Origin of the sequence: Virgibacillus indicus (assembly GCF_002266285.1) — a bacterium.
GTDB classification, from domain to species: domain Bacteria; phylum Bacillota; class Bacilli; order Bacillales; family Amphibacillaceae; genus Virgibacillus_K; species Virgibacillus_K indicus.
The window spans coordinates 52,276-70,388 of sequence record NZ_NPMS01000011.1 but is presented as its reverse complement, the minus strand read 5'-3'; the positions used below and the strand labels follow the sequence as shown (position 1 = coordinate 70,388).

At 37.2% G+C, this 18,113-nt stretch carries 20 protein-coding genes; 12 read left to right on the top strand and 8 right to left on the bottom strand.

All coding sequences use genetic code 11. The annotated features are described in order from the left end of the window. Nucleotides 1-324: 324 nt before the first annotated feature. Nucleotides 325-1,782, bottom strand: a complete 1,458-nt coding sequence (gene betB / locus CIL03_RS17375) for a betaine-aldehyde dehydrogenase (protein WP_094887174.1) — start codon at nt 1,780-1,782, stop codon at nt 325-327. 394 nt (nt 1,783-2,176) lie between these two features. Between betB and CIL03_RS17370 the strand changes: the two genes are divergently transcribed. The 4 genes from CIL03_RS17370 to CIL03_RS20200 all read left to right on the top strand — a co-directional run bounded on the left by CIL03_RS17370 (nt 2,177) and on the right by CIL03_RS20200 (nt 4,966). Beyond that, complete coding sequence (locus CIL03_RS17370; RefSeq protein WP_240508137.1) at nt 2,177-3,061, top strand: glycine betaine ABC transporter substrate-binding protein; 885 nt, start codon at nt 2,177-2,179, stop codon at nt 3,059-3,061. A 289-nt stretch (nt 3,062-3,350) separates the two neighbouring features. Beyond that, complete coding sequence (gene cudC, locus CIL03_RS17365; protein ID WP_094887143.1) at nt 3,351-3,929, top strand: choline uptake/conversion transcriptional regulator CudC; 579 nt, start codon at nt 3,351-3,353, stop codon at nt 3,927-3,929. 245 nt (nt 3,930-4,174) lie between these two features. Further along, entirely contained in the window at nt 4,175-4,363 is a 189-nt protein-coding gene (locus tag CIL03_RS20205) for a phage integrase N-terminal SAM-like domain-containing protein (RefSeq protein WP_338061900.1), read from the top strand. Nucleotides 4,364-4,405: 42 nt separating this feature from the next. After that, a complete protein-coding gene (locus CIL03_RS20200; RefSeq protein WP_240508135.1) occupies nt 4,406-4,966 on the top strand; it encodes a tyrosine-type recombinase/integrase in 561 nt (186 codons plus the stop codon). 121 nt (nt 4,967-5,087) lie between these two features. Here CIL03_RS20200 and CIL03_RS17355 read toward each other — a convergent pair whose 3' ends face one another. Both CIL03_RS17355 and CIL03_RS17350 read right to left on the bottom strand, forming a co-directional pair. After that, the gene (locus tag CIL03_RS17355; protein ID WP_094887142.1) at nt 5,088-5,399 is read right to left on the bottom strand and encodes a transposase; all 312 of its coding nucleotides are present in this window, start codon (nt 5,397-5,399) and stop codon (nt 5,088-5,090) included. A gap of 266 nt (nt 5,400-5,665) precedes the next feature. Further along, nucleotides 5,666-5,923 carry a DUF3243 domain-containing protein gene (locus tag CIL03_RS17350; RefSeq protein WP_094887141.1) on the bottom strand — a complete coding sequence of 86 codons (258 nt, stop codon included), beginning with the start codon at nt 5,921-5,923 and terminating at the stop codon, nt 5,666-5,668. A gap of 261 nt (nt 5,924-6,184) precedes the next feature. Here CIL03_RS17350 and sspJ point away from each other — a divergent pair, with 261 nt between their 5' ends. Next, on the top strand, nt 6,185-6,346 hold the full coding sequence (gene sspJ / locus CIL03_RS17345; RefSeq protein WP_094887140.1) for a small acid-soluble spore protein SspJ: 162 nt from the start codon (nt 6,185-6,187) through the stop codon (nt 6,344-6,346). A 118-nt stretch (nt 6,347-6,464) separates the two neighbouring features. Here sspJ and CIL03_RS17340 read toward each other — a convergent pair whose 3' ends face one another. Next, nucleotides 6,465-6,764 (bottom strand): DUF378 domain-containing protein, encoded by a 300-nt coding sequence (locus CIL03_RS17340; protein ID WP_094887139.1) that lies wholly within the window; start codon nt 6,762-6,764, stop codon nt 6,465-6,467. A 161-nt stretch (nt 6,765-6,925) separates the two neighbouring features. Between CIL03_RS17340 and CIL03_RS17335 the strand changes: the two genes are divergently transcribed. The 4 genes from CIL03_RS17335 to CIL03_RS17315 all read left to right on the top strand — a co-directional run bounded on the left by CIL03_RS17335 (nt 6,926) and on the right by CIL03_RS17315 (nt 10,873). Next, nucleotides 6,926-7,177, top strand: coding sequence for a transcriptional regulator SplA domain-containing protein (locus CIL03_RS17335; RefSeq protein WP_094887173.1), 252 nt, complete (start codon nt 6,926-6,928; stop codon nt 7,175-7,177). Then, nucleotides 7,170-8,198, top strand: coding sequence for a spore photoproduct lyase (splB, locus tag CIL03_RS17330; protein ID WP_094887138.1), 1,029 nt, complete (start codon nt 7,170-7,172; stop codon nt 8,196-8,198). Before CIL03_RS17335 ends, splB begins: the two co-directional genes overlap by 8 nt. 70 nt (nt 8,199-8,268) lie before the next feature. Then, nucleotides 8,269-9,216, top strand: coding sequence for an AEC family transporter (locus tag CIL03_RS17325; RefSeq protein ID WP_240508134.1), 948 nt, complete (start codon nt 8,269-8,271; stop codon nt 9,214-9,216). 316 nt (nt 9,217-9,532) lie between these two features. Then, nucleotides 9,533-10,873 (top strand): IS200/IS605 family element transposase accessory protein TnpB, encoded by a 1,341-nt coding sequence (locus CIL03_RS17315; protein WP_094887135.1) that lies wholly within the window; start codon nt 9,533-9,535, stop codon nt 10,871-10,873. Nucleotides 10,874-11,197: 324 nt separating this feature from the next. On the opposite strand, the gene CIL03_RS19935 is transcribed toward CIL03_RS17315, so the two are convergent. Further along, nucleotides 11,198-11,353 carry a hypothetical protein gene (locus tag CIL03_RS19935; RefSeq protein WP_165767997.1) on the bottom strand — a complete coding sequence of 52 codons (156 nt, stop codon included), beginning with the start codon at nt 11,351-11,353 and terminating at the stop codon, nt 11,198-11,200. 109 nt (nt 11,354-11,462) lie between these two features. Continuing rightward, nucleotides 11,463-11,828 carry a TIGR02328 family protein gene (locus CIL03_RS17310; protein ID WP_094887134.1) on the bottom strand — a complete coding sequence of 122 codons (366 nt, stop codon included), beginning with the start codon at nt 11,826-11,828 and terminating at the stop codon, nt 11,463-11,465. 236 nt (nt 11,829-12,064) lie between these two features. Between CIL03_RS17310 and CIL03_RS17305 the strand changes: the two genes are divergently transcribed. Then, a complete protein-coding gene (locus tag CIL03_RS17305; protein ID WP_094887133.1) occupies nt 12,065-12,487 on the top strand; it encodes a pyridoxamine 5'-phosphate oxidase family protein in 423 nt (140 codons plus the stop codon). Nucleotides 12,488-12,765: 278 nt separating this feature from the next. On the opposite strand, the gene CIL03_RS17300 is transcribed toward CIL03_RS17305, so the two are convergent. Further along, nucleotides 12,766-13,191, bottom strand: coding sequence for a YugN family protein (locus CIL03_RS17300; RefSeq protein WP_094887132.1), 426 nt, complete (start codon nt 13,189-13,191; stop codon nt 12,766-12,768). A 287-nt stretch (nt 13,192-13,478) separates the two neighbouring features. Between CIL03_RS17300 and CIL03_RS17295 the strand changes: the two genes are divergently transcribed. Further along, on the top strand, nt 13,479-14,819 hold the full coding sequence (locus tag CIL03_RS17295; RefSeq protein ID WP_094887131.1) for an IS200/IS605 family element transposase accessory protein TnpB: 1,341 nt from the start codon (nt 13,479-13,481) through the stop codon (nt 14,817-14,819). A 223-nt stretch (nt 14,820-15,042) separates the two neighbouring features. Here the strand turns inward: CIL03_RS17295 and CIL03_RS17290 are convergent, their stop codons facing one another. Then, on the bottom strand, nt 15,043-15,669 hold the full coding sequence (locus CIL03_RS17290; RefSeq protein WP_094887130.1) for a TetR/AcrR family transcriptional regulator: 627 nt from the start codon (nt 15,667-15,669) through the stop codon (nt 15,043-15,045). Between the two features lie 147 nt (nt 15,670-15,816). On the opposite strand from CIL03_RS17290, the gene CIL03_RS17285 reads away from it, so the two are divergent. Then, nucleotides 15,817-18,054 (top strand): MMPL family transporter, encoded by a 2,238-nt coding sequence (locus CIL03_RS17285; RefSeq protein WP_094887129.1) that lies wholly within the window; start codon nt 15,817-15,819, stop codon nt 18,052-18,054. Nucleotides 18,055-18,113: the final 59 nt, after the last annotated feature.

The following is an 18,113-nucleotide window of genomic DNA, read 5'->3' as shown; positions in this document are numbered from 1 at the left end:
ATATAAATATAACATTACTTTTTAAACTTGTAAATCATGAGGTGGATTTCTAGTTTTTGGAACAAATACAAGGTAAATGTTGGTACAAAACTCAATATAGCTCCAAACCTTTCTATGAAAGAAGGCTTAGAGCTATTGATTACAAGAGGATGTTCAAAAAGTCCGGTAAAAATAACACATCGAATATCTTTGTTAGCCTGCTTTTCCGTTCCTCACGTATTAAAAGCAACGTTCCGGTACTCAAAGCTTTGCTGCCTCGAATTTCTCAGTCCTTTTTATCGTCCTGTTTGAACAAACATTATAAAATATAGATTTACATCAAAATTAGTTAAACCAATTAACAGGTTTAGGTTGTTTGTTACGATAAATATGCTTCACTTCGGTATATTCCTCCATACCTTCCGAACCAAGTTCACGGCCAATGCCTGATTGCTTATAACCGCCCCAAGGTGCCTGTGCAAAATAAGGGTGGAAATCATTGATCCAGACGGTACCCATTCGCAAGCGTGCCGCGACAAATTCTCCCTTATTCAAATCCTGCGTCCAGACGGCTCCAGCCAAACCATAAATCGTATCGTTCGCTAATTTGACAGCTTCCTCTTTGGTCTTGAAAGTCTCTACTGTCAGTACTGGGCCGAATACCTCTTCCTGGATGATGCGCATATCGTTTGTACAGTTTGTAAATATGGTAGGTAAATAGAAAAAGCCGTTTTGCAATTCAGGATCATCAGGACGCTTTCCGCCAACAGCTAGTTTGGCTCCTTCTTTTTTTCCTACTTCCACATAGTTTTCAACCTTCGCACGGTGTTCTGCCGAAATCATTGGCCCACTTTGTGTGTTTTCATCAAAACCATTGCCTAATTTGATTTGTTTCGTTCGTTCAATGAGTGCTTCCACAAATTCATCATGGATGCTTTCTTCAATTAAAAGCCTGGATCCCGCAGAGCAAACTTGGCCTGCATGGAAAAATACAGCATTTAACGCCTGATCAACCGCTGTTTCAAAGTCAGCATCGGAAAAAACGATATTCGGATTTTTTCCGCCGAGCTCAAGTGCGATTTTTTTCACATTATGACTGGCAGCTTGCATGATTGTTTTTCCGGTTTCAATGCCACCGGTGAATGAAATTAAATCAACGTCCTCATTAACAGATAGTTCCGCACCAACAGATGCACCGGAACCAAGTACTAAGTTGGCCACACCCTTTGGTATGCCAACCTCTTCGATTAGTTCAAAGACTTTAACGGTTGTTAATGGTGTGATCTCACTCGGTTTCATAACAATGGTGTTACCTGTTGCCAAAGCCGGTGCTATCTTCCATGCGGCTTGTAATAATGGATAGTTCCATGGTGTGATTTGACCACAGACACCAACGGGCTCGCGAACAACCTTACTTTCACTGTTTGGTATCGGTGATGCAATGACTTCACCCCCATTTTTGTCCGCTAAACCACCGAAGTAAAAGAAAACGTTAGCGATGTCGGCCATATCCGCACGGCTTTCTTCGACTGTTTTACCTGTATCCAATGTTTCCAACTCAGCCAGCTTCTGCAAGTCTCGACGGATCAACGTACCTATTTTGTAAATGAACTCACCACGTTCACTGGCAGGTAATGTGCTCCAGCTCCCTTCATCAAATGCCACCCTTGCTGCTTGAATGGCTGCTCGTGCATCTTCTTCATTTCCTTCCGAAGAAGTTGCAATGACTTCTTGATTATAAGGGTTAATAATATCTCGTGTTTCTCCGGATTTGGCATTAACCCACTCACCATTTATATACATTCTTTGTAAGCTCAAATCACCACTCCTTTACTGCTTTTTCTGTTAAATTTGTTAAATAAAAATTAAATAATATTAATAACGTTATCCTAACAGTATTTTTATTTACTTGTCAAACGTTGCAAAAAACACAAAATTTTTCTATCTCCGGTAAGACAACAATGAGACAAGATTAAATAATATTTGGATTTGACAAAACAGAATCTTTCGTTAACCTATTACATAGAGTGAAAAACGTTTAGAAAATATTAAACGTATTTATTTTATTTAATAAGAGGGGGCGAATTGCTAATTCAAAGTTTCGATTAGCACTCTTGGCGAAAGTGCGTGTTTATTAATAGATATTTGCCGAAATACAAATCGGAAAGGTGTTTGACAATCAATGAGTTTTCGTAGAATGAGTCAATTAATTTTATTTACTATTATACTTTTTGGACTAGCAGCTTGCGGTTCAACTAGTGAAAGTGACGATTCGGGTAGTACAAATGCTGAATCGAATGAAAGCAAAGAGACAATCACGATTGGACAGATTAATTGGCCTGAAAATGTTGCAGTTACAAATTTGTGGAAGGCTATTCTGGAAGATGAAGGTTATGACGTGGAGTTAAAACTTCTTGAAATGGGTCCTCAGATGGCTGCTTTAGCTTCAGGAGATTTAGATGTGGCACCGGAAATTTGGTTGCCTGTGCAAGATAAGAGTTACTATGAACAGTATAAAGACGAAACTAATTTTTTTGAAGATCCGTGGTATGAACATGGGAAAGTTGGTTTGGCCGTTCCAACGTATATGGAAGATGTAAACAGTATTAAAGATTTACATGAAAACAAAGAAAAATTCAATGGAGAAATAATAGGTTTTGAGTCTGGGGCAGGAACAATGCTGGTAACGCAAGAAGTAAACGAGGAATACGGCCTTGAATATGAATTGGTAGCGAGCAGTACGGCAGCTATGATTACATCGATTAAGGATGCGGTTGAAAAAGAAGAACCTATCGTTGCACCGCTATGGAAACCACATTATGTGTTTTCTGAAGTGGACTTAAAGTTTTTGGAAGATCCGAAAAAAACCTTTGGTGAAGTAGAAAAAATCTATATGGCAACCCGTGAAGGATTTGACACAGACCATGAAAAAGTTAGTAAGTGGTTGAAGAACTTTAAATTAAGCGACAAGCAACTTGGTGAATTAATGCTTAATATCAAAGAAGATGTAGACAATCCTATTAAAGGCGCACAAAAATGGGTGGAAGAAAATCAGGATGTAATTGAAAAATGGATGAAGTAAATGTAAGAGAAAGAGACGATACTCGATAAGAGAATCGTCTCTTTCCGTGAGAAATGTAACTTTTTTTGGCAGATAGGAATGTCTAAACTTTCTTACCCTGCATAAGTGTAACTAAGGTTTTCGCCATTAAAGGCATGGTGATAAGCCAAGTTTTCTAAGCAGCTAAGCAATTTCAGAATTTAAGTTGCATCGAAGTATTATTCATTATAAAATAAAAGAAACATTTAATTTATTATAAATTAATTTAACAGCAAATATGCTTTATTTTCCACAAAAAAGAGGTGCCACAATGGAAGGAAATCGGAATAATTTTGCTAATGAAAAAGCCAAAGAAAAAATCGACCAAGCTGAAAATATGATGGTTAATACGATTTCAGAAACGATGGATCTTTATGGTGTTACCCCTTCAGTAGGACGTCTGTACGCAACCATGTATTTTAAACATAAGCCTATTACCCTGGATGAAATGAAAGATGCACTCAGTATGAGTAAACCAAGCATGAGTACATCTGTTAGAAAGCTTCAAGAAATCAATATTGTTCAAAAGGTATGGAAGAAAGGTTCAAGAAAAGATTCATTCATGGCTGAAAAAAATTTCTTCAATTATTTCTCTCAATTTTTTGGAATGAAATGGGAACGTGAAGTGAGTATGTTTGTGGTTAGTATTAAGAAGGCTCAAGAACAACTCCATGAGGTAATTGAAAATAGTGAAATAGATGAAACATTGCGAGAGAGAGCAAAGTTGCATTATCAACAACTCGATGATGCCATGGTCTATTATCATTGGTTAGATAAACTTACCAAACTTACAAAATCTGGCGAAATATATAATTATATACCCGTAGAAGATGCAGGTGAAAGGGATTAGTACTAAAGATGATGTCGATTAGACCTCAGGGCACTAGGGGGCAGGCACCAAATATATTAAAATTGTCAGTACAACTGTTAAGGGGAACCCTATCATAAGTGATTTCTTTGCCAAAAACACAACATAATAGCATTTATGTTGTGTTTTTATATTGCTTTAATAAACTAATCAGTATATAATCCAACATAATTTATGAGGGTGAGTAAAATGATTGAATTGTTTATTAATTATTTGCAGGAAAAAATCTGAAGGAAAATTCCATAAAGGGATATACGCAGTCAGTCAGAGGATATTTAAAATGGTTTGATGAATTGAAAGACGTTTCCTTTAAAAAACTTAACCATGAAAACGTTCGCGAATATATAACTTTCTTGAAAACTGTAAAGAAATTGCATCCAAGAACGATAAACACAAAACTGAGTGGCCTGATATAATTCAATGAATTTTTAATAGAGGAATTAGCGGTACAGCCAGAAATGGTAATTGGTAAAAAAGATTTCGAAAAAGTACAGCAGCAATACGTTTCTTTAGCTACTTTGGAATATGATGATGTAGAAAAGTTCCGTCAAGTAATTTTGGATGATAGTAATATTCGCTATTATGCTTTATCAACTATTTTTGCATATGCTGGACTTCGGTTATCTGAGGCATTGAGTTTACATACAGATGATGTGGATTTAATTACCCGTGAAATTACGGTGAGAGATGGAAAAGGCGATAAAAGTAGAATTGTTTATATGAGTGAGAAAGTAAAGATTGCTCTTCAATCCTGGTTCAAAGAACGAAATAACAAAGATATTGATGCAGATTACTTGTTTCCAAGTAACAGAAAACGTCGGTTGGACCGGACAGTAGTTAACACCGCATTTCAGAGATACTCCAAACAAATTGGAAAGAACATCACCCCGCATGTATTACGACATTTCTTTTGTTCTAATGCGATCAATAAAGGAATGAGCATCCATGAGGTTGCAAATCAGGCTGGTCATTTCCAATATCCACACAACTTTATTGTATACGAATCCAACAAAAACTGAGATGTTGGACAAAAATATCTTTGAAAACCGAAGGGATAACAATGTATAAGATTTCAAAATAACCCAAACCCAAGCAATAAGAAAAGAAAGTATCCATTGGTCCGCACCCTTTTTTCTATTGTCACTTCATTTCACTTGGTTTCTCTTGTTGTTCCTCTATACTTAACAGCAGAAGTCTGTAAAGTAAGTAGACTCCTATGTAAGATCCTGCAATTAAGAAAAAAGGATTTAAAAATATCGCATGGATGGCAGTCATGAAAACTGTCTTATCTATAATTATTTTATATATCGACAGCGAAGCAATATTTCCAAATATGAGTACGGCTATAATTGCAATTAAATTATAAATAAGCCTTAGTCGTACCCAATATTTCTGAGAATAGAACATTATTAAAGGAATTACGATACTTCCGACAATCAGCACAATCTTCACAATATCACCTGCAGCAAGACAGTTTTTCTTATTTAGTATGTACTTTCATGAAATTGCTATACAGCAGCGTTGATTGTAATTTGATCTCTGCCCATACCATAACGAATTTATTTTATCCCCTGTTTTTCTAATAATTTGATGACAGCTGTTTTGTTATTCATTAGTAAAAATCTCTACATTCAGAGTTATTGAAGGCTTTATTATACCGACTAACAATTACAACAAGTAAGAAGGAATGTTGCTGTTAAACAACATTCCTTCTTTACTTATTTGGTTTTTGAGCTTTTGACCAGATTTACCATAGTACCTGCTAATGCCTGTTTCTGGTTTTGATCTGCTGCATTCCAAAGCTCGGCCAACAGTCTTTGCTCATCATTCTTTGGTTCAACATTGGCTGCCAAATAACTTCCTACTTCAGTGGCAATGCTATTTATTGCTCCATCGTCCATTCCATTTTGTTCTGCACTTTGAAGACGATTGCCAAGAAAGCTTTTCCAGCCATCAAAGTTGTTCAATACAGACATGATTATCCCTCCAAGGTGTAAAGCATTAATTCGTAGTTTTGAAAGCTGTAACGTTAACGCTACACGTTTTATTATGCAGTCATTTTAATTATATATACCACAGCCATCATTGATTTCTTTTTAGAATTTTATTCAACAATCCTTTAAACGAATTATCCTTGCAGAACATGAAGCGGGTATTTTATTTTGGAAGTGAGGGAAAGAATAATAAGCGATGTCGGGTTCCGGCATAATTAATCTAAATTAAATGGAGGTATTGGAATGAGTGCATATAAAAATGGTGAAAACCAAAACTTGCAATCAATGACAGCGAAAAACGATCAGGCTCTGCAAAGTGCTTTAGATGATGCGGAACAAGCCTTGGCAGGGGATCCATTGCAAGAAGCAGTTAAACAAAAGAAAAGTGAGCAGCAATTTAAGTAATCAGAAAGAAAACAAGAAGCGCTGTGGTCTCCAGGCTTCTTGTTTTTTCAATAAATATTAACAAACCTTATGGTTATTGCCGAATTAGAGAACTTTGAGCAATAATTTTAAAGATATACTATTCCCGTTTATCTTTGTTTTCGTTGGAAATAACTGTTTCATCTCCAAATTCCGTACCGTAATTTACACTTCCAGGACTCATGGAATTGCCTCGATTTTCATTTTCCATTGGTGCAAATAACATCCCTAAACAGATTAGGCCACTCAAGCCGACAAGCGTATATACCACTCTTGATAATCCAGCTTCTTGGCCTCCAAATAATGAGGCAACCAAATCAAATTGGAACAATCCAATGAGACCCCAGTTAATGGCACCAATGATGACAAGAGCCAGTGAAACTCTTTTTAATGTCTCCATAAACTTCCACCTCCAATTCCTTGTATGGAATACTTTCTTGTTAGGAGTCAATTTTATTCTTTACTATTTCAGATTATTAATACCAGAAGTCGAACATAATTTACTTTATCCGCGGAACAATAGAGATGTAAAATTTGAAGAAATTAGGTGAAATAATGGATATGGAACAAAACTATAGGCCTGGAGAAATCGCTTATATTATCATTCGCAATCCGCATGCACAAGGTGTTGCACAGGTTCAGCAGGCAGCGATTGTGCACCATCCGGAAAACCCCAATAAATTAGCTCTCTTTTTACATGACAATTACTACCCTCTAACGGATGAATTTGCCATTTTTCCAACAGAAGATGAAGCTGAAGCAGCTTATCAGGAAGCCTTTGGCAGCGTTGAAAACGGTGAATACCATGGTTAAACCATTTGTACCTCAATTGGTTTATGTAGAACCGCGGGCATTGGAATATCCCAATGGAAAGAGGCTTATTTCAAAGTTTGAGGACATGGGAATAGAAATACACAAGACAACTTCCCATAATCAAATTCGCAATCTGCCGGGAGAAAATCATTTCCAGAAATATCGCATTGCCAAGTCTACACTGGTTGTTGGCGTGCGCAAAACATTGAAATTCGATACGTCTAAGCCTTCCGCAGAGTACGCCATTCCGCTTGCTACTGGCTGCATGGGGCATTGTCACTACTGCTATTTGCAAACCACTATGGGCAGTAAACCTTATATACGGACTTATGTAAATATCGATGAAATTTTTGAAGCTGCGCAAGACTATATGGATGAGCGGGCGCCAGAACGTACCAGGTTTGAAGCATCCTGCACATCTGATATTGTTGGTGTAGATCATTTAACACATCATTTAAAGCAGGCAATTGAATTTTTTGGTAAGTCTAAACACGGCAAACTGCGATTCGTGACGAAATTTGCCCATGTCGACCATTTGCTGGATGCAGAACATCATGGTAAAACACGTTTTCGTTTTAGTATAAATGACGATTACATCATTAAATACTTTGAACCGGGAACATCCAGATTGCATGAACGAATAGAGGCAGCGGCCAAAGTGGCTGAGGCCGGATATCCATTGGGATTTATTGTTGCTCCAATTTATCTTCATGACGGTTGGGAAGAAGGGTATCTGGAGATGTTCGAAAAGCTTGAGGCGTCTCTTCCGGCATTTGCGAGGAAAGACTTGACATTCGAAATGATACAGCACCGCTTTACGAAGCCTGCTAAACGGGTGATTCAGGAAAATTATCCGATGACGAAGCTGGAATTGGATGAGTCCAAACGGAAAACGAAATGGGGACGGTATGGGATTTATAAATATGTATACCAGAATGAACAGCAGGAAGCAATCAAAGATACGATAGGTGGCTATGTAAAACACTTTTTTCCTGATGCTAAAATTGATTATTTTACTTAAATTCACAAATACAGTACCTTCTCTCCTCTGGATTCATACGTTAAAGCATGAGAGAAAGGAGAGAAGGCTGTTGCTTTCCACAAGTGCATTTTTACTAGCAATGATTCCCCTCTATATCATGGCCTTGATTGGCTTTGTGAGCCGTAGAATGAGAATACTTAATTCGCAAGCCAACCAAGTTATCACACAGCTGATGTTATACATCACCTTGCCGGCATTAATTTTATACTCACTGGATACAACTTTTTCAATTGATATTTTTACAGATTTCGTTTGGCTGGTCACCATGTCCATCTTCATACTGAGTATATCTGTTTTTGTCGCTGCATGGCTTAGAAGAAGAGCTGCACTTCCCTTAAAGCAAAAAAGTGTCTATGAAAGCTTGATTATATTTGGCAATCAGGGTTTTATTGGATTTGCAATCGCTTATATACTAATGGCGGAACAAGGGATTATTTACCTAACCCTTTTTAATATCTGTTACCTTATTTTAATTTGGACATACGGGATCTATATTTTTACCAAGAATGAACAAAGCGTAAACTGGAAAGGCTTGTTTCTCAACCCTGGAATTCTCTCAACCCTGACTGGATTGGTTATGCTGTTTCTTCCATATAAATGGCCTAGTCCAATTTCAGATACGTTTAAAAGTATTGGAGAAATGACCATTCCATTATCGATGATATTGATAGGAAGTTTGCTGGCGGAAATTAAATGGCATGACTTCCGGCAATACAGTAAAAATCTCTATATTTGGATCGCAGCTGGCTGCAAGTTAGTTATCCTCCCAGTATTTTTATTTATTTTTCTCTTTCTTCATGTGCCATATCCATTAATCATTATTGCAGTGTTGACATCTGCCATGCCAAGTGCTTCCACCACCTCTGTCTATGCGCAAAAGTTTGGCGGAGATGCTTCCTTTGCATCATTTGGAGTGCTTGTTACGACCCTGCTTTGTATTATTACAATCCCATTGCTTTACAGTCTGCTGCAATGGCTGCATCCTTTTTCTCAGTAATGGGACTGTATGTTGTTAATGCTATAGGAAATAGGCTTCAGGAGCGATTTAATGTTACATTTCAATTGGAATTCCAAAAACCTATTGATAAGGACGGCTATATCTGTGATGAGAGCAAATGCTATGAATTTGGTGAAGAGGCAATTGAGGATCTATTGAACAATAAAATTAGCTCCGCATTCCCCTTCAAAATCTTTGGATTTAGTGGGGATTAGGCGCTTTTTTATTCTTAAAAATAAAAATCTTAATATTCGCATTTAGGAACCCATGTTTGGTATGATGATAGTACACAGTTAGGAAGAAGGAGGATTGGAGTATGGATGTCGTAAAAACGCTAAGGCACAAGATCAGTAATCATTCACGAATCTTCGACGATACCCTAGTTATCTACAACCAAGCGCTGGCATTTATCATGGAAGTAATCGATCAGGAATTCGAGCGTCTTGATGATTATTCCACCCACTCCATGGTGTCCGCTGTAGAAAAATTAATACACATAACCAAATCGAATCCTCTTCCGAAATATAAAGGATTCAATACTAAGTTTTTTAAATATCCTTCCTACCTCAGAAGAAGCACCATATCCGCTGCGTTTGGAAAAGTAAAAAGCTTTCGTTCCAATTATAAAAACTGGGAAAAAGAAAAGGAAATTGCGCTTTTGGAAGGCAAGAAATTCAAGAAGAATCCACCAAAGCTGCAGCTGGAACACAAAGAATTTCCCGTCTTTTACAAAGAGAATATGTTCAAAAGAGCTGACGACACTTCGGCACAAATAAAAATATTTCACCAGAATGATTGGATTTGGATAGATATTAAATTCAAAGAACAAGATTTATACAAACGCGATGTCTGGGGTTGGAAAGAGTGTAATCCCAAGCTTGTGAAGGTTGGGAAGAAGTACTTTTTACATATCAGCTATGAATCAAACGTAGAACTTTCCAAAACAGAAATCAAAGATCAAATCATTTGTGCGGTGGATCAGGGAATTACCAACTCTGCAGTTTGTTCAATTATTGATGCAACTGGAACTGTCTTGGATCGGAAGTTTATCAATCAATCCAAAGAAAAAGACCAATTGTATACGATGACGAATAAACTGCGCAAAGCTCAAACGATTTCTGGACAGATACAAGCCCCTAATTTCTGGAGAAGAATTAACGGACTTCAAACGTATATCGTGAACAATACTGCACATGAAATTATGAAGTTTGCGAAGAAGTATAACTGTGATGTCATTGTTTTTGAATTCCTGGATAAAATGAAAATGCCCAAAAACCATTGGGGAGCGAAGAAATTGCGCTTCAAACTCCGCTATTGGCGAAAGAAAGGAATTCAAAACAAGGTAGAAGAGATGGCGCATTATGCAGGCATGCGTATTTCCAGAATCAATGCACGCAATACCAGTGCATTGGCTTTTGATGGTTCTGGAAAGGTAAAACGTAACTACAAAAGGGATCTTGCCACTTTTACAACAGGTAAAGTTTATCATGCAGATTTGTCGGCCACTTACAACATTGGGGCTCGGTATTTTATTCGAGGCATCCTTAAATCCTTTTCGGAAACGACGAGGTTGGCGCTTCAGGCAAAAGTTCCTGATTTGTCAAAAAGAACAAAACAGACCTTGTCTTCGTTAATTACCCTTCATTTGGCACAGTAATTCCGCAGAGGATTACATTGCGAGATGTAGAGGTGTATTCAGGATAAGTGATGCTCCATCAAAATCTCTGATTTAGTTGGAGAGATTCACTAGGTTATGAGTTTGAGGCTTTGGCCACCTGATAATATGATGTATTTAAAAAAAAGCCTGTCATTTAGCGGCAGGTTATTGTATGGGCTATATCATACTTGCTTTTGTCCTTAGCAATTATGATAGATTATTTATATTAAACGGTAAACGGACCTTGGGTTAAAATGGATAAAGTGTACTTAACCAAGGGGCACCCATTAAACTTTTAATAAGACTATCATATTGGATGTTGTGCTAAGAAAGGAGTGACTTATTTCTCTGGCTGTCTTCTTTTTCAAACTTCTGATTCACAATCCATTTTACGAAATCATGCTCTTTGTCAGTAAGCTCTCTATTAAGCTTGTTCTGGAAGTCATGACACATTTTTTTGTACAGGATGACTGAATTCATTAAGTCACCTCCTATGGGCGTGAGTATATCTTGATTATATCAAAAATTCGGAAAAGATAAAATATTTAATCTTGCTTTGTAATGTCATTGTAATATACTTAAACAACTGCTAGAGATTGATACCTTTTTGCTGGAGATTATCCTTACATTCCTGCAGATAATCTTCATCGTGTTCTGGATACCCCGTATCTTCATCCGTTTGATTTAAACTTTCATCCGTATGAACCGTGCAAGCTTTCCCTCGATAATAAGGATCCTCCCACAATTCATCATTTCGGTATTCTCTTCGTCTCATTTCATTTATAACCTTCATATGATACAAATAAAGTTTATATGGAGAATAATCAAATACATAATTAACTGTTGCGTGCTTTTTCCCCCATCCATTTCCTCGTAAAGCACAGCATTCCCGATGCTGACCTAATAACTGCTGCCTCGGTAATTTTCCAAGTAAGTCTTCATGCCATAATCGCATCATTTAACCTCCTTATCAAGGGTACCTACGCCTTTCAAAACAATTTCTGTTTGTTTACTACATAAAACATTTTACAAATTGGAAAATTACTTTTTCTTAGCTTTTACTCACCTTACCCGCAAGATTTACTTTTTGGCATGGTAAGTTATGTAAGGGAAAATCAACAGCAAGGTTTTCGTTTAATTTTTCCCAACAAAGGAATAATGTAAATACCATTGATAAAGGAGTGCATATTTATGAGTCAACCAGAGGTAAAAGCAACTATTGAAAATATTTTAGATAATAGTTCTGTCGGAACGATGGCGACTGTTAAACAAAATAGACCACACTCAAGGTACATGACTTTTTCCCATCATAATTTAGAGCTTTATACAGCAACAAGCAAGGATACTCACAAAGCGGAAGAGATTGAAGAAAATCCTTACACACATATTCTTTTAGGATATGAAGGAGAAGGATTCGGTGATGAGTATGTAGAGTATGAAGGAAAAGTCCAGATTACTGAAAAACCGGAACTGAAAAAGGAATTGTGGAATTCATATATGGAGAATTGGTTTGACGGACCAAATGATCCTAATTATATTGTATTGGAAATTAAACCAATTCAAATAAGCTTGATGAATAAAACAGGAATGGAACCAAAATTATTAAAATTGTGATGGTAAGCCGAGCTTGAATGCTCGGCTTATTCAACTCCCCATAGAGCCTCTGATTTCTCCGAATATATATCATTATTCTTATTAAAGACCTCTCAGAGTTAATTCATGTTCTGGATTATCGAATAATTTGGATGAAGATAAAGCTCATATTGATCAATTAAACCAGCTTATGCATTAACGGAGGGTATAAAAAAATCGACCCAACTGGTGAAGAAAGGTCGATTTTTTCCTATTGATTCTCTAAAAATGGTCCCACAACTTAATTCATATAAACATTGTCAGGAGATTTTCAAGTCTTTCATCACACTAACGACACGATGGACCTGCTGCTCGCCAGCATCCTCCCACCTGCTTTTATCCAATATCCTGCCATCTTTATCAACTGGCTTCTGAAACTGATTAAACCCTGTTGTCGTCAATAAAGAATTTTCATCCCAATCCAGTCCTGTATTTACAACGTGTTTGATGACATATGGCTGTCCAAATTGAATAAATGCATTGGGGCGATCCAATTCACCTTCTAAAACATCAAATGGGATTCTTATGTAAATCGTTTCTCCACCCTCACGGCACAGTACCATATCAAATTTCCCTTTGTGATATTCAAAATTACTGCAAAAGGTAAACCCATTAGACTTAAATAATTTTTCTACGTCACCAAAATATACTTGTTTTCCTTCTATATCTGTTTGCAGCTTTAGCAATATTATCCACTCCTTTGATTGTAGTATTAACTTAATTGAACAATAATATAAGCGCCGCATTCCCCTTCGAAATCTTTGATTTAGTGGGGGTTAGGCGCTTTTTAACTTTTTTACACTGATAGGAAAGCATAACTTTTTAAGGAAATCAGTATAAGTGCAACTAAGGCTTTCGCCATTAAAGCTTGGCGATAAGCCAAGTTTTCTAAAAAACAAAAACCTTAATATTCGTATTTTAGAACCTACGTTTGGTATAATGATGGTAGACAGTTAAGAAGGAGGATTTGATGATGGATGTCGTAAAAACTCTCAGGCACAAAATCAGAAATCATTCACGAATTTTCGACGATACTTTAGTTATCTATAACCAAGTGCTGTCATTTATCATGGAAGTAATCGAACAGGAATTCAAAAACTTGGATGATTATTCTACTCAATCGATGGTGTCGGCCGTAGAAAAATTAATACATATAACCAAATCGAATCCTCTTCCGAAATATAAAGAATTCAATTCTCAATTTTTTAAGTATCCTTCCTATCTCAGAAGAAGCACCATATCCGCTGCGTTTGGAAAAGTAAAAAGCTTTCGTTCCAATTATAAAAACTGGGAAATAGAAAAAGAAATTGCGTTTTTGGAAGGCAAGAAATTCAAGAATAATCCACCAAAGCTGCAGCTGGAGCACAAAGAATTTCCCGTGTTTTACAAAGAGAATATGTGCAAAAGGGCTGATGACACCTCTACACAAATCAAAATTTTTCACCGGAATGATTGGATATGGATCGATATCCATTTCAAAGAACAAGACTTATACAAACGGGATGTTTGGAGTTGGAAAGAATGCAACCCCAAGCTTGTTAAGGTTGGAAAGAAGTACTTTTTACATATTAGCTATGAATCCACAGTAGAGCTTTCCAAAACGGAAATCAAAGATCAAATAATTTGCGCGGTGGATCAGGGAATTACCAATTCTGCGGTTTGTTCGATTATTGATGCAAATGGAACTGTCTTGGATCGGAAGTTTATCAATCAATCCAAAGAAAAAGACCAATTGTATACGATGACGAACAAACTGCGCAAAGTACAAGCCGTTTCCGGACAGATAAAAGCACCTAATTTCTGGAGAAGAATCAACGGGCTTCAAACACATATTGTAAACAATACAGCACATGAAATCGTGAATTTTGCAAAAGAGCACAATTGTGATGTCATTGTTTTCGAATTCCTGGATAAAATGAAAATTCCCAAAAACCATTGGGGAGCGAAGAAATTGCGTTTCAAACTCCGCTATTGGAGAAAGAAAGGAGTTCAAAATAAAGTAGAAGAGATGGCGCATTATGCAGGAATGCGTATTTCCAGGATCAATGCACGCAATACCAGTGCATTGGCTTTTGATGGTTCTGGGAAGGTAAAACGAAACAACAAAAAAGACCTTGCCGTGTTTAAGACAGGCAAAATCTATCATGCGGATCTATCGGCTTCCTATAACATTGGAGCACGGTATTTTATCCGAGGGATCCTTAAATCCTTTTCGGAAACGAAGAGGTTGGCGCTTCAGGCAAAAGTTCCTGATTTGTCAAAAAGAACAAAACAGACCTTGTCTTCGTTAATTACCCTTCAGTTGGCACAGTAATTCCGCAGAGAATTACATTGCGAGATGAAGAGGTGTATTCAAGATAAGTGATACTCCATCAAAAATCTGTGATCTAGCTGGAGAAGTTCACGAAATGAATACACTTGAGTTATGCTGTTAATTCTAAAAAATGGCTGCTAATAAAATCCCTTTTTAAATATTAAACCCCCGTCTAATTCAAGACGGGGGCCGCTTGTCTAACATATATATATAGCGGATTTGACTAACTGTTATTGTCTAATCCACTCCAGTATAAATTTACAATTTGAGCTACCAGGTCATCCAAAGATGAGAATGTTTCTTCTTTATAAGTGAAATCCATATTATTTCCGACCGTCAGCACGGCTATAAACATTAGTGCAGCTAGACGGGGGTTGCTTTGAGGGATTTCTTCTTTAATCATAGCTCTTCTTAATGCATGTTCCAATACCTCATACATTTTGTCTTCAGCTTCCTCCATTAATTGCAGTTGTTCATTAGAAAGGGAGGTTTTCGCTTCTTTCATAAATGAATTGATATTAATATCCACTGTAGCTTGCAAATAGGATTTGGCAAGCTCAAATAGCTGTGTTTTAAGCGGTTTGTTTGTTGAGAGGATATCTGCAATTTGTTGCTTGATTCGAACCATTAATTGCACCATTGCGTCAGTAAAAAGCTCTGCCTTAGTTTTATAATAATAATAAACCGTTGCTTTTGTAACATTACACTTTTGGGCAACATCGTCCATGGAAACTGATGGATATCCTTTTTCTAAAAACATGCCAGTTGCCAGATTTAATATTGTATCTTTAGTAGGTTTTCCTTCATGCACCTTACGTGGTCTTCCTAAAGGTCGCTGTGTACGCTGCATAATGCTCACTCCAAAATCCTATATTGAAAATAGTATATCATAATTTAGATAATACTTGATTAATTAACCTTCCAGTATATATAATTATAACACTCACAATTTTTAAAGAACGCCAATAAAAAGTTTAAAGTAAGAGAGGATGAGGTTATGAAAGAGCTATGGAAAAAGTGGGGTGGTATTATTGCTAATACAAAAACCCGCTGGTTAACTATATTTATTTGGATTTTATTGATTGGAATTTTTTCGTTTATTTGGCCACAAGTTAATGATCAGGAAACGTCGGATAATCAATTATTGCCTGAAGATGCGATGTCTGTGGAAGCAAATAAGATCTCCAATCAAGAGTTTTCAGATGATACCGGTATTCCATTACTTTTAGTCTGGCACCGGGACGAAGGGCTGGAATACTCAGATTATGAGATGATTCAAGGTCTTTACAAAGATCTTGAAGATGCACCGGTGGATGAACAAACCTTTATTCCGCCATTTCAAGATGCTCCTGTTGAAGCTTTAGCAGGCGGTGCATCAGAAGATGGTGCTGCGCTGATAACACCAGTCTTTTTTGATGAGGATGCATCAACAAATGAATTGCAAGCTGTACTGGATCAGCTGCAAATTAAAATAACGGACCAATTTGGTAAAGAAGTATTGAAAAAAAATTTAGACGATGCTGGTTTACACGTGCGTTTTTCTGGACCGGTGGGAATTCAAACGGATGCCGTTTCGTTATTCAGCAATGCTGATATTACATTGTTAATTGCGACGGTCCTGCTTGTGTTTATTTTACTTATCTTACTGTATCGTTCCCCCATTTTGGCGATTGTCCCGCTTATCGCTGTTGGAATCGCATACAGTCTTATCAGTCCTTTACTTGGCTTTCTCGCAGATAAAGGATGGATTGTCGTTGACGCACAGGCGATATCCATTATGACAGTTCTCCTGTTTGGAGCTGGCACGGATTATTGTTTATTTTTAATTTCACGTTACCGGGATGAACTCAGGCATGAAGAGAATAAATACGCAGCATTAAAACATGCGATTAGCGGTACAGGCGGAGCTATCATGATGAGTTCCATGACAACTGTCTTAGGGCTACTTTCGCTTGGGCTGGCTTATTATGCTTCTTATGAACGTTTTGCCATACCGTTTAGTTTATCGATTTTCATTATGGGGATAGCTGCTTTAACACTGCTTCCTGCGATTTTAGCCCTGCTTGGACGTATTGCTTTTATCCCGTTTATACCTCGTCCTGAAGAAATGATTCAGGAAATAGAGAAGAAAAAAGATAAAAAAATGCGTCGTCCAAAACAAAGTCATCGCATTGGCAAAAGAATCGGAGCAGTTGTCACGGAAAAACCTTGGATGATTATCATCGCTTGTACGATTGTTCTTGGTGGTTTAGCAGCTTTTGTACCAAAAATGCAATTTACGTATGGTTTATTAGATTCCTTTTCGAAAGATATGCCATCACGCGAAGGTTTTACATTAATTGCTGACCATTATCCACCAGGTGAAATTGCCCCTGTTACTATTATTGCAAATACAAACGACGAGGATGTTTCGCTGGAAGATGAGTTGGGGAAGCAACCATTTGTAGAAGAAGTAGCTGATCCGAATGAAGGATCTGAAAATGGAGATTTAAGAGAATGGGAAGTAACTCTTTCGATTAATCCTTATTCTTCTGAAGCGGTGGAAAGTATTCCCGAAATTCAGTCTATAGCAATTGATGCATTAAACGACGCTGGAGTCTCAAATGCAGAAAGTTCCGTATGGATTGGCGGTGAAACAGCCACGCTGTATGACACAGAAGAAATTACAAGCCGTGATCAGGCGCTGATTATACCTGTCCTTCTTGTAATTATTGGGATTTTACTCATCGTTTATTTGCAATCAATTGTTGCGATGGTTTATTTACTGGCAACCGTTTTATTATCGTATTTATCTGCTCTGGGTCTAGGCTGGATTGTCTTGCATCATTTCTTTGACGTAGCAGAAATTCAAGGATTAATACCGCTTTACGCGTTTGTCTTTTTAGTTGCTTTAGGAGAAGATTATAATATATTTCTTGTTTCAAGTATATGGCGTAAACGTAAAGAAATGCCGCTCAAGCAAGCAATCTCCGAGAGTGTAGGGGAAACTGGCAGTGTTATTAGTTCAGCAGGGCTTATTTTAGCTGGTACGTTTTCGGTCCTGGCTGTACTACCTTTGCAGGTGCTTGTCCATTTCGGTACAATCACAGCAATAGGAATTATGCTTGACACATTTATCGTCAGACCATTGCTTGTTCCTGCCATTACGACTGTTCTCGGACGCTTTGCTTTTTGGCCAGGGAAGATGTGGAAGATTGATAATAATGAAAGCTATAAAAAAGAGTTGAATGAATAATATTAAAAATATAGTGTTTGGGAATCCCAAACACTATATTTTTATATAATCAGTATTAC

Coding starts and splice junctions, on each gene's coding strand:
- betB (WP_094887174.1), bottom strand. CDS start 1,782: ATGTATATAAATGGTGAGTGGGTTAATGCCAAATCCGGAGAAACACGA.
- CIL03_RS17370 (WP_240508137.1), top strand. CDS start 2,177: ATGAGTCAATTAATTTTATTTACTATTATACTTTTTGGACTAGCAGCT.
- cudC (WP_094887143.1), top strand. CDS start 3,351: ATGGAAGGAAATCGGAATAATTTTGCTAATGAAAAAGCCAAAGAAAAA.
- CIL03_RS20200 (WP_240508135.1), top strand. CDS start 4,406: ATGGTAATTGGTAAAAAAGATTTCGAAAAAGTACAGCAGCAATACGTT.
- CIL03_RS17350 (WP_094887141.1), bottom strand. CDS start 5,923: ATGTCTGTATTGAACAACTTTGATGGCTGGAAAAGCTTTCTTGGCAAT.
- sspJ (WP_094887140.1), top strand. CDS start 6,185: ATGAGTGCATATAAAAATGGTGAAAACCAAAACTTGCAATCAATGACA.
- CIL03_RS17340 (WP_094887139.1), bottom strand. CDS start 6,764: ATGGAGACATTAAAAAGAGTTTCACTGGCTCTTGTCATCATTGGTGCC.
- CIL03_RS17335 (WP_094887173.1), top strand. CDS start 6,926: ATGGAACAAAACTATAGGCCTGGAGAAATCGCTTATATTATCATTCGC.
- splB (WP_094887138.1), top strand. CDS start 7,170: ATGGTTAAACCATTTGTACCTCAATTGGTTTATGTAGAACCGCGGGCA.
- CIL03_RS17315 (WP_094887135.1), top strand. CDS start 9,533: ATGGATGTCGTAAAAACGCTAAGGCACAAGATCAGTAATCATTCACGA.
- CIL03_RS19935 (WP_165767997.1), bottom strand. CDS start 11,353: ATGAATTCAGTCATCCTGTACAAAAAAATGTGTCATGACTTCCAGAAC.
- CIL03_RS17310 (WP_094887134.1), bottom strand. CDS start 11,828: ATGCGATTATGGCATGAAGACTTACTTGGAAAATTACCGAGGCAGCAG.
- CIL03_RS17305 (WP_094887133.1), top strand. CDS start 12,065: ATGAGTCAACCAGAGGTAAAAGCAACTATTGAAAATATTTTAGATAAT.
- CIL03_RS17295 (WP_094887131.1), top strand. CDS start 13,479: ATGGATGTCGTAAAAACTCTCAGGCACAAAATCAGAAATCATTCACGA.
- CIL03_RS17290 (WP_094887130.1), bottom strand. CDS start 15,669: ATGCAGCGTACACAGCGACCTTTAGGAAGACCACGTAAGGTGCATGAA.
- CIL03_RS17285 (WP_094887129.1), top strand. CDS start 15,817: ATGAAAGAGCTATGGAAAAAGTGGGGTGGTATTATTGCTAATACAAAA.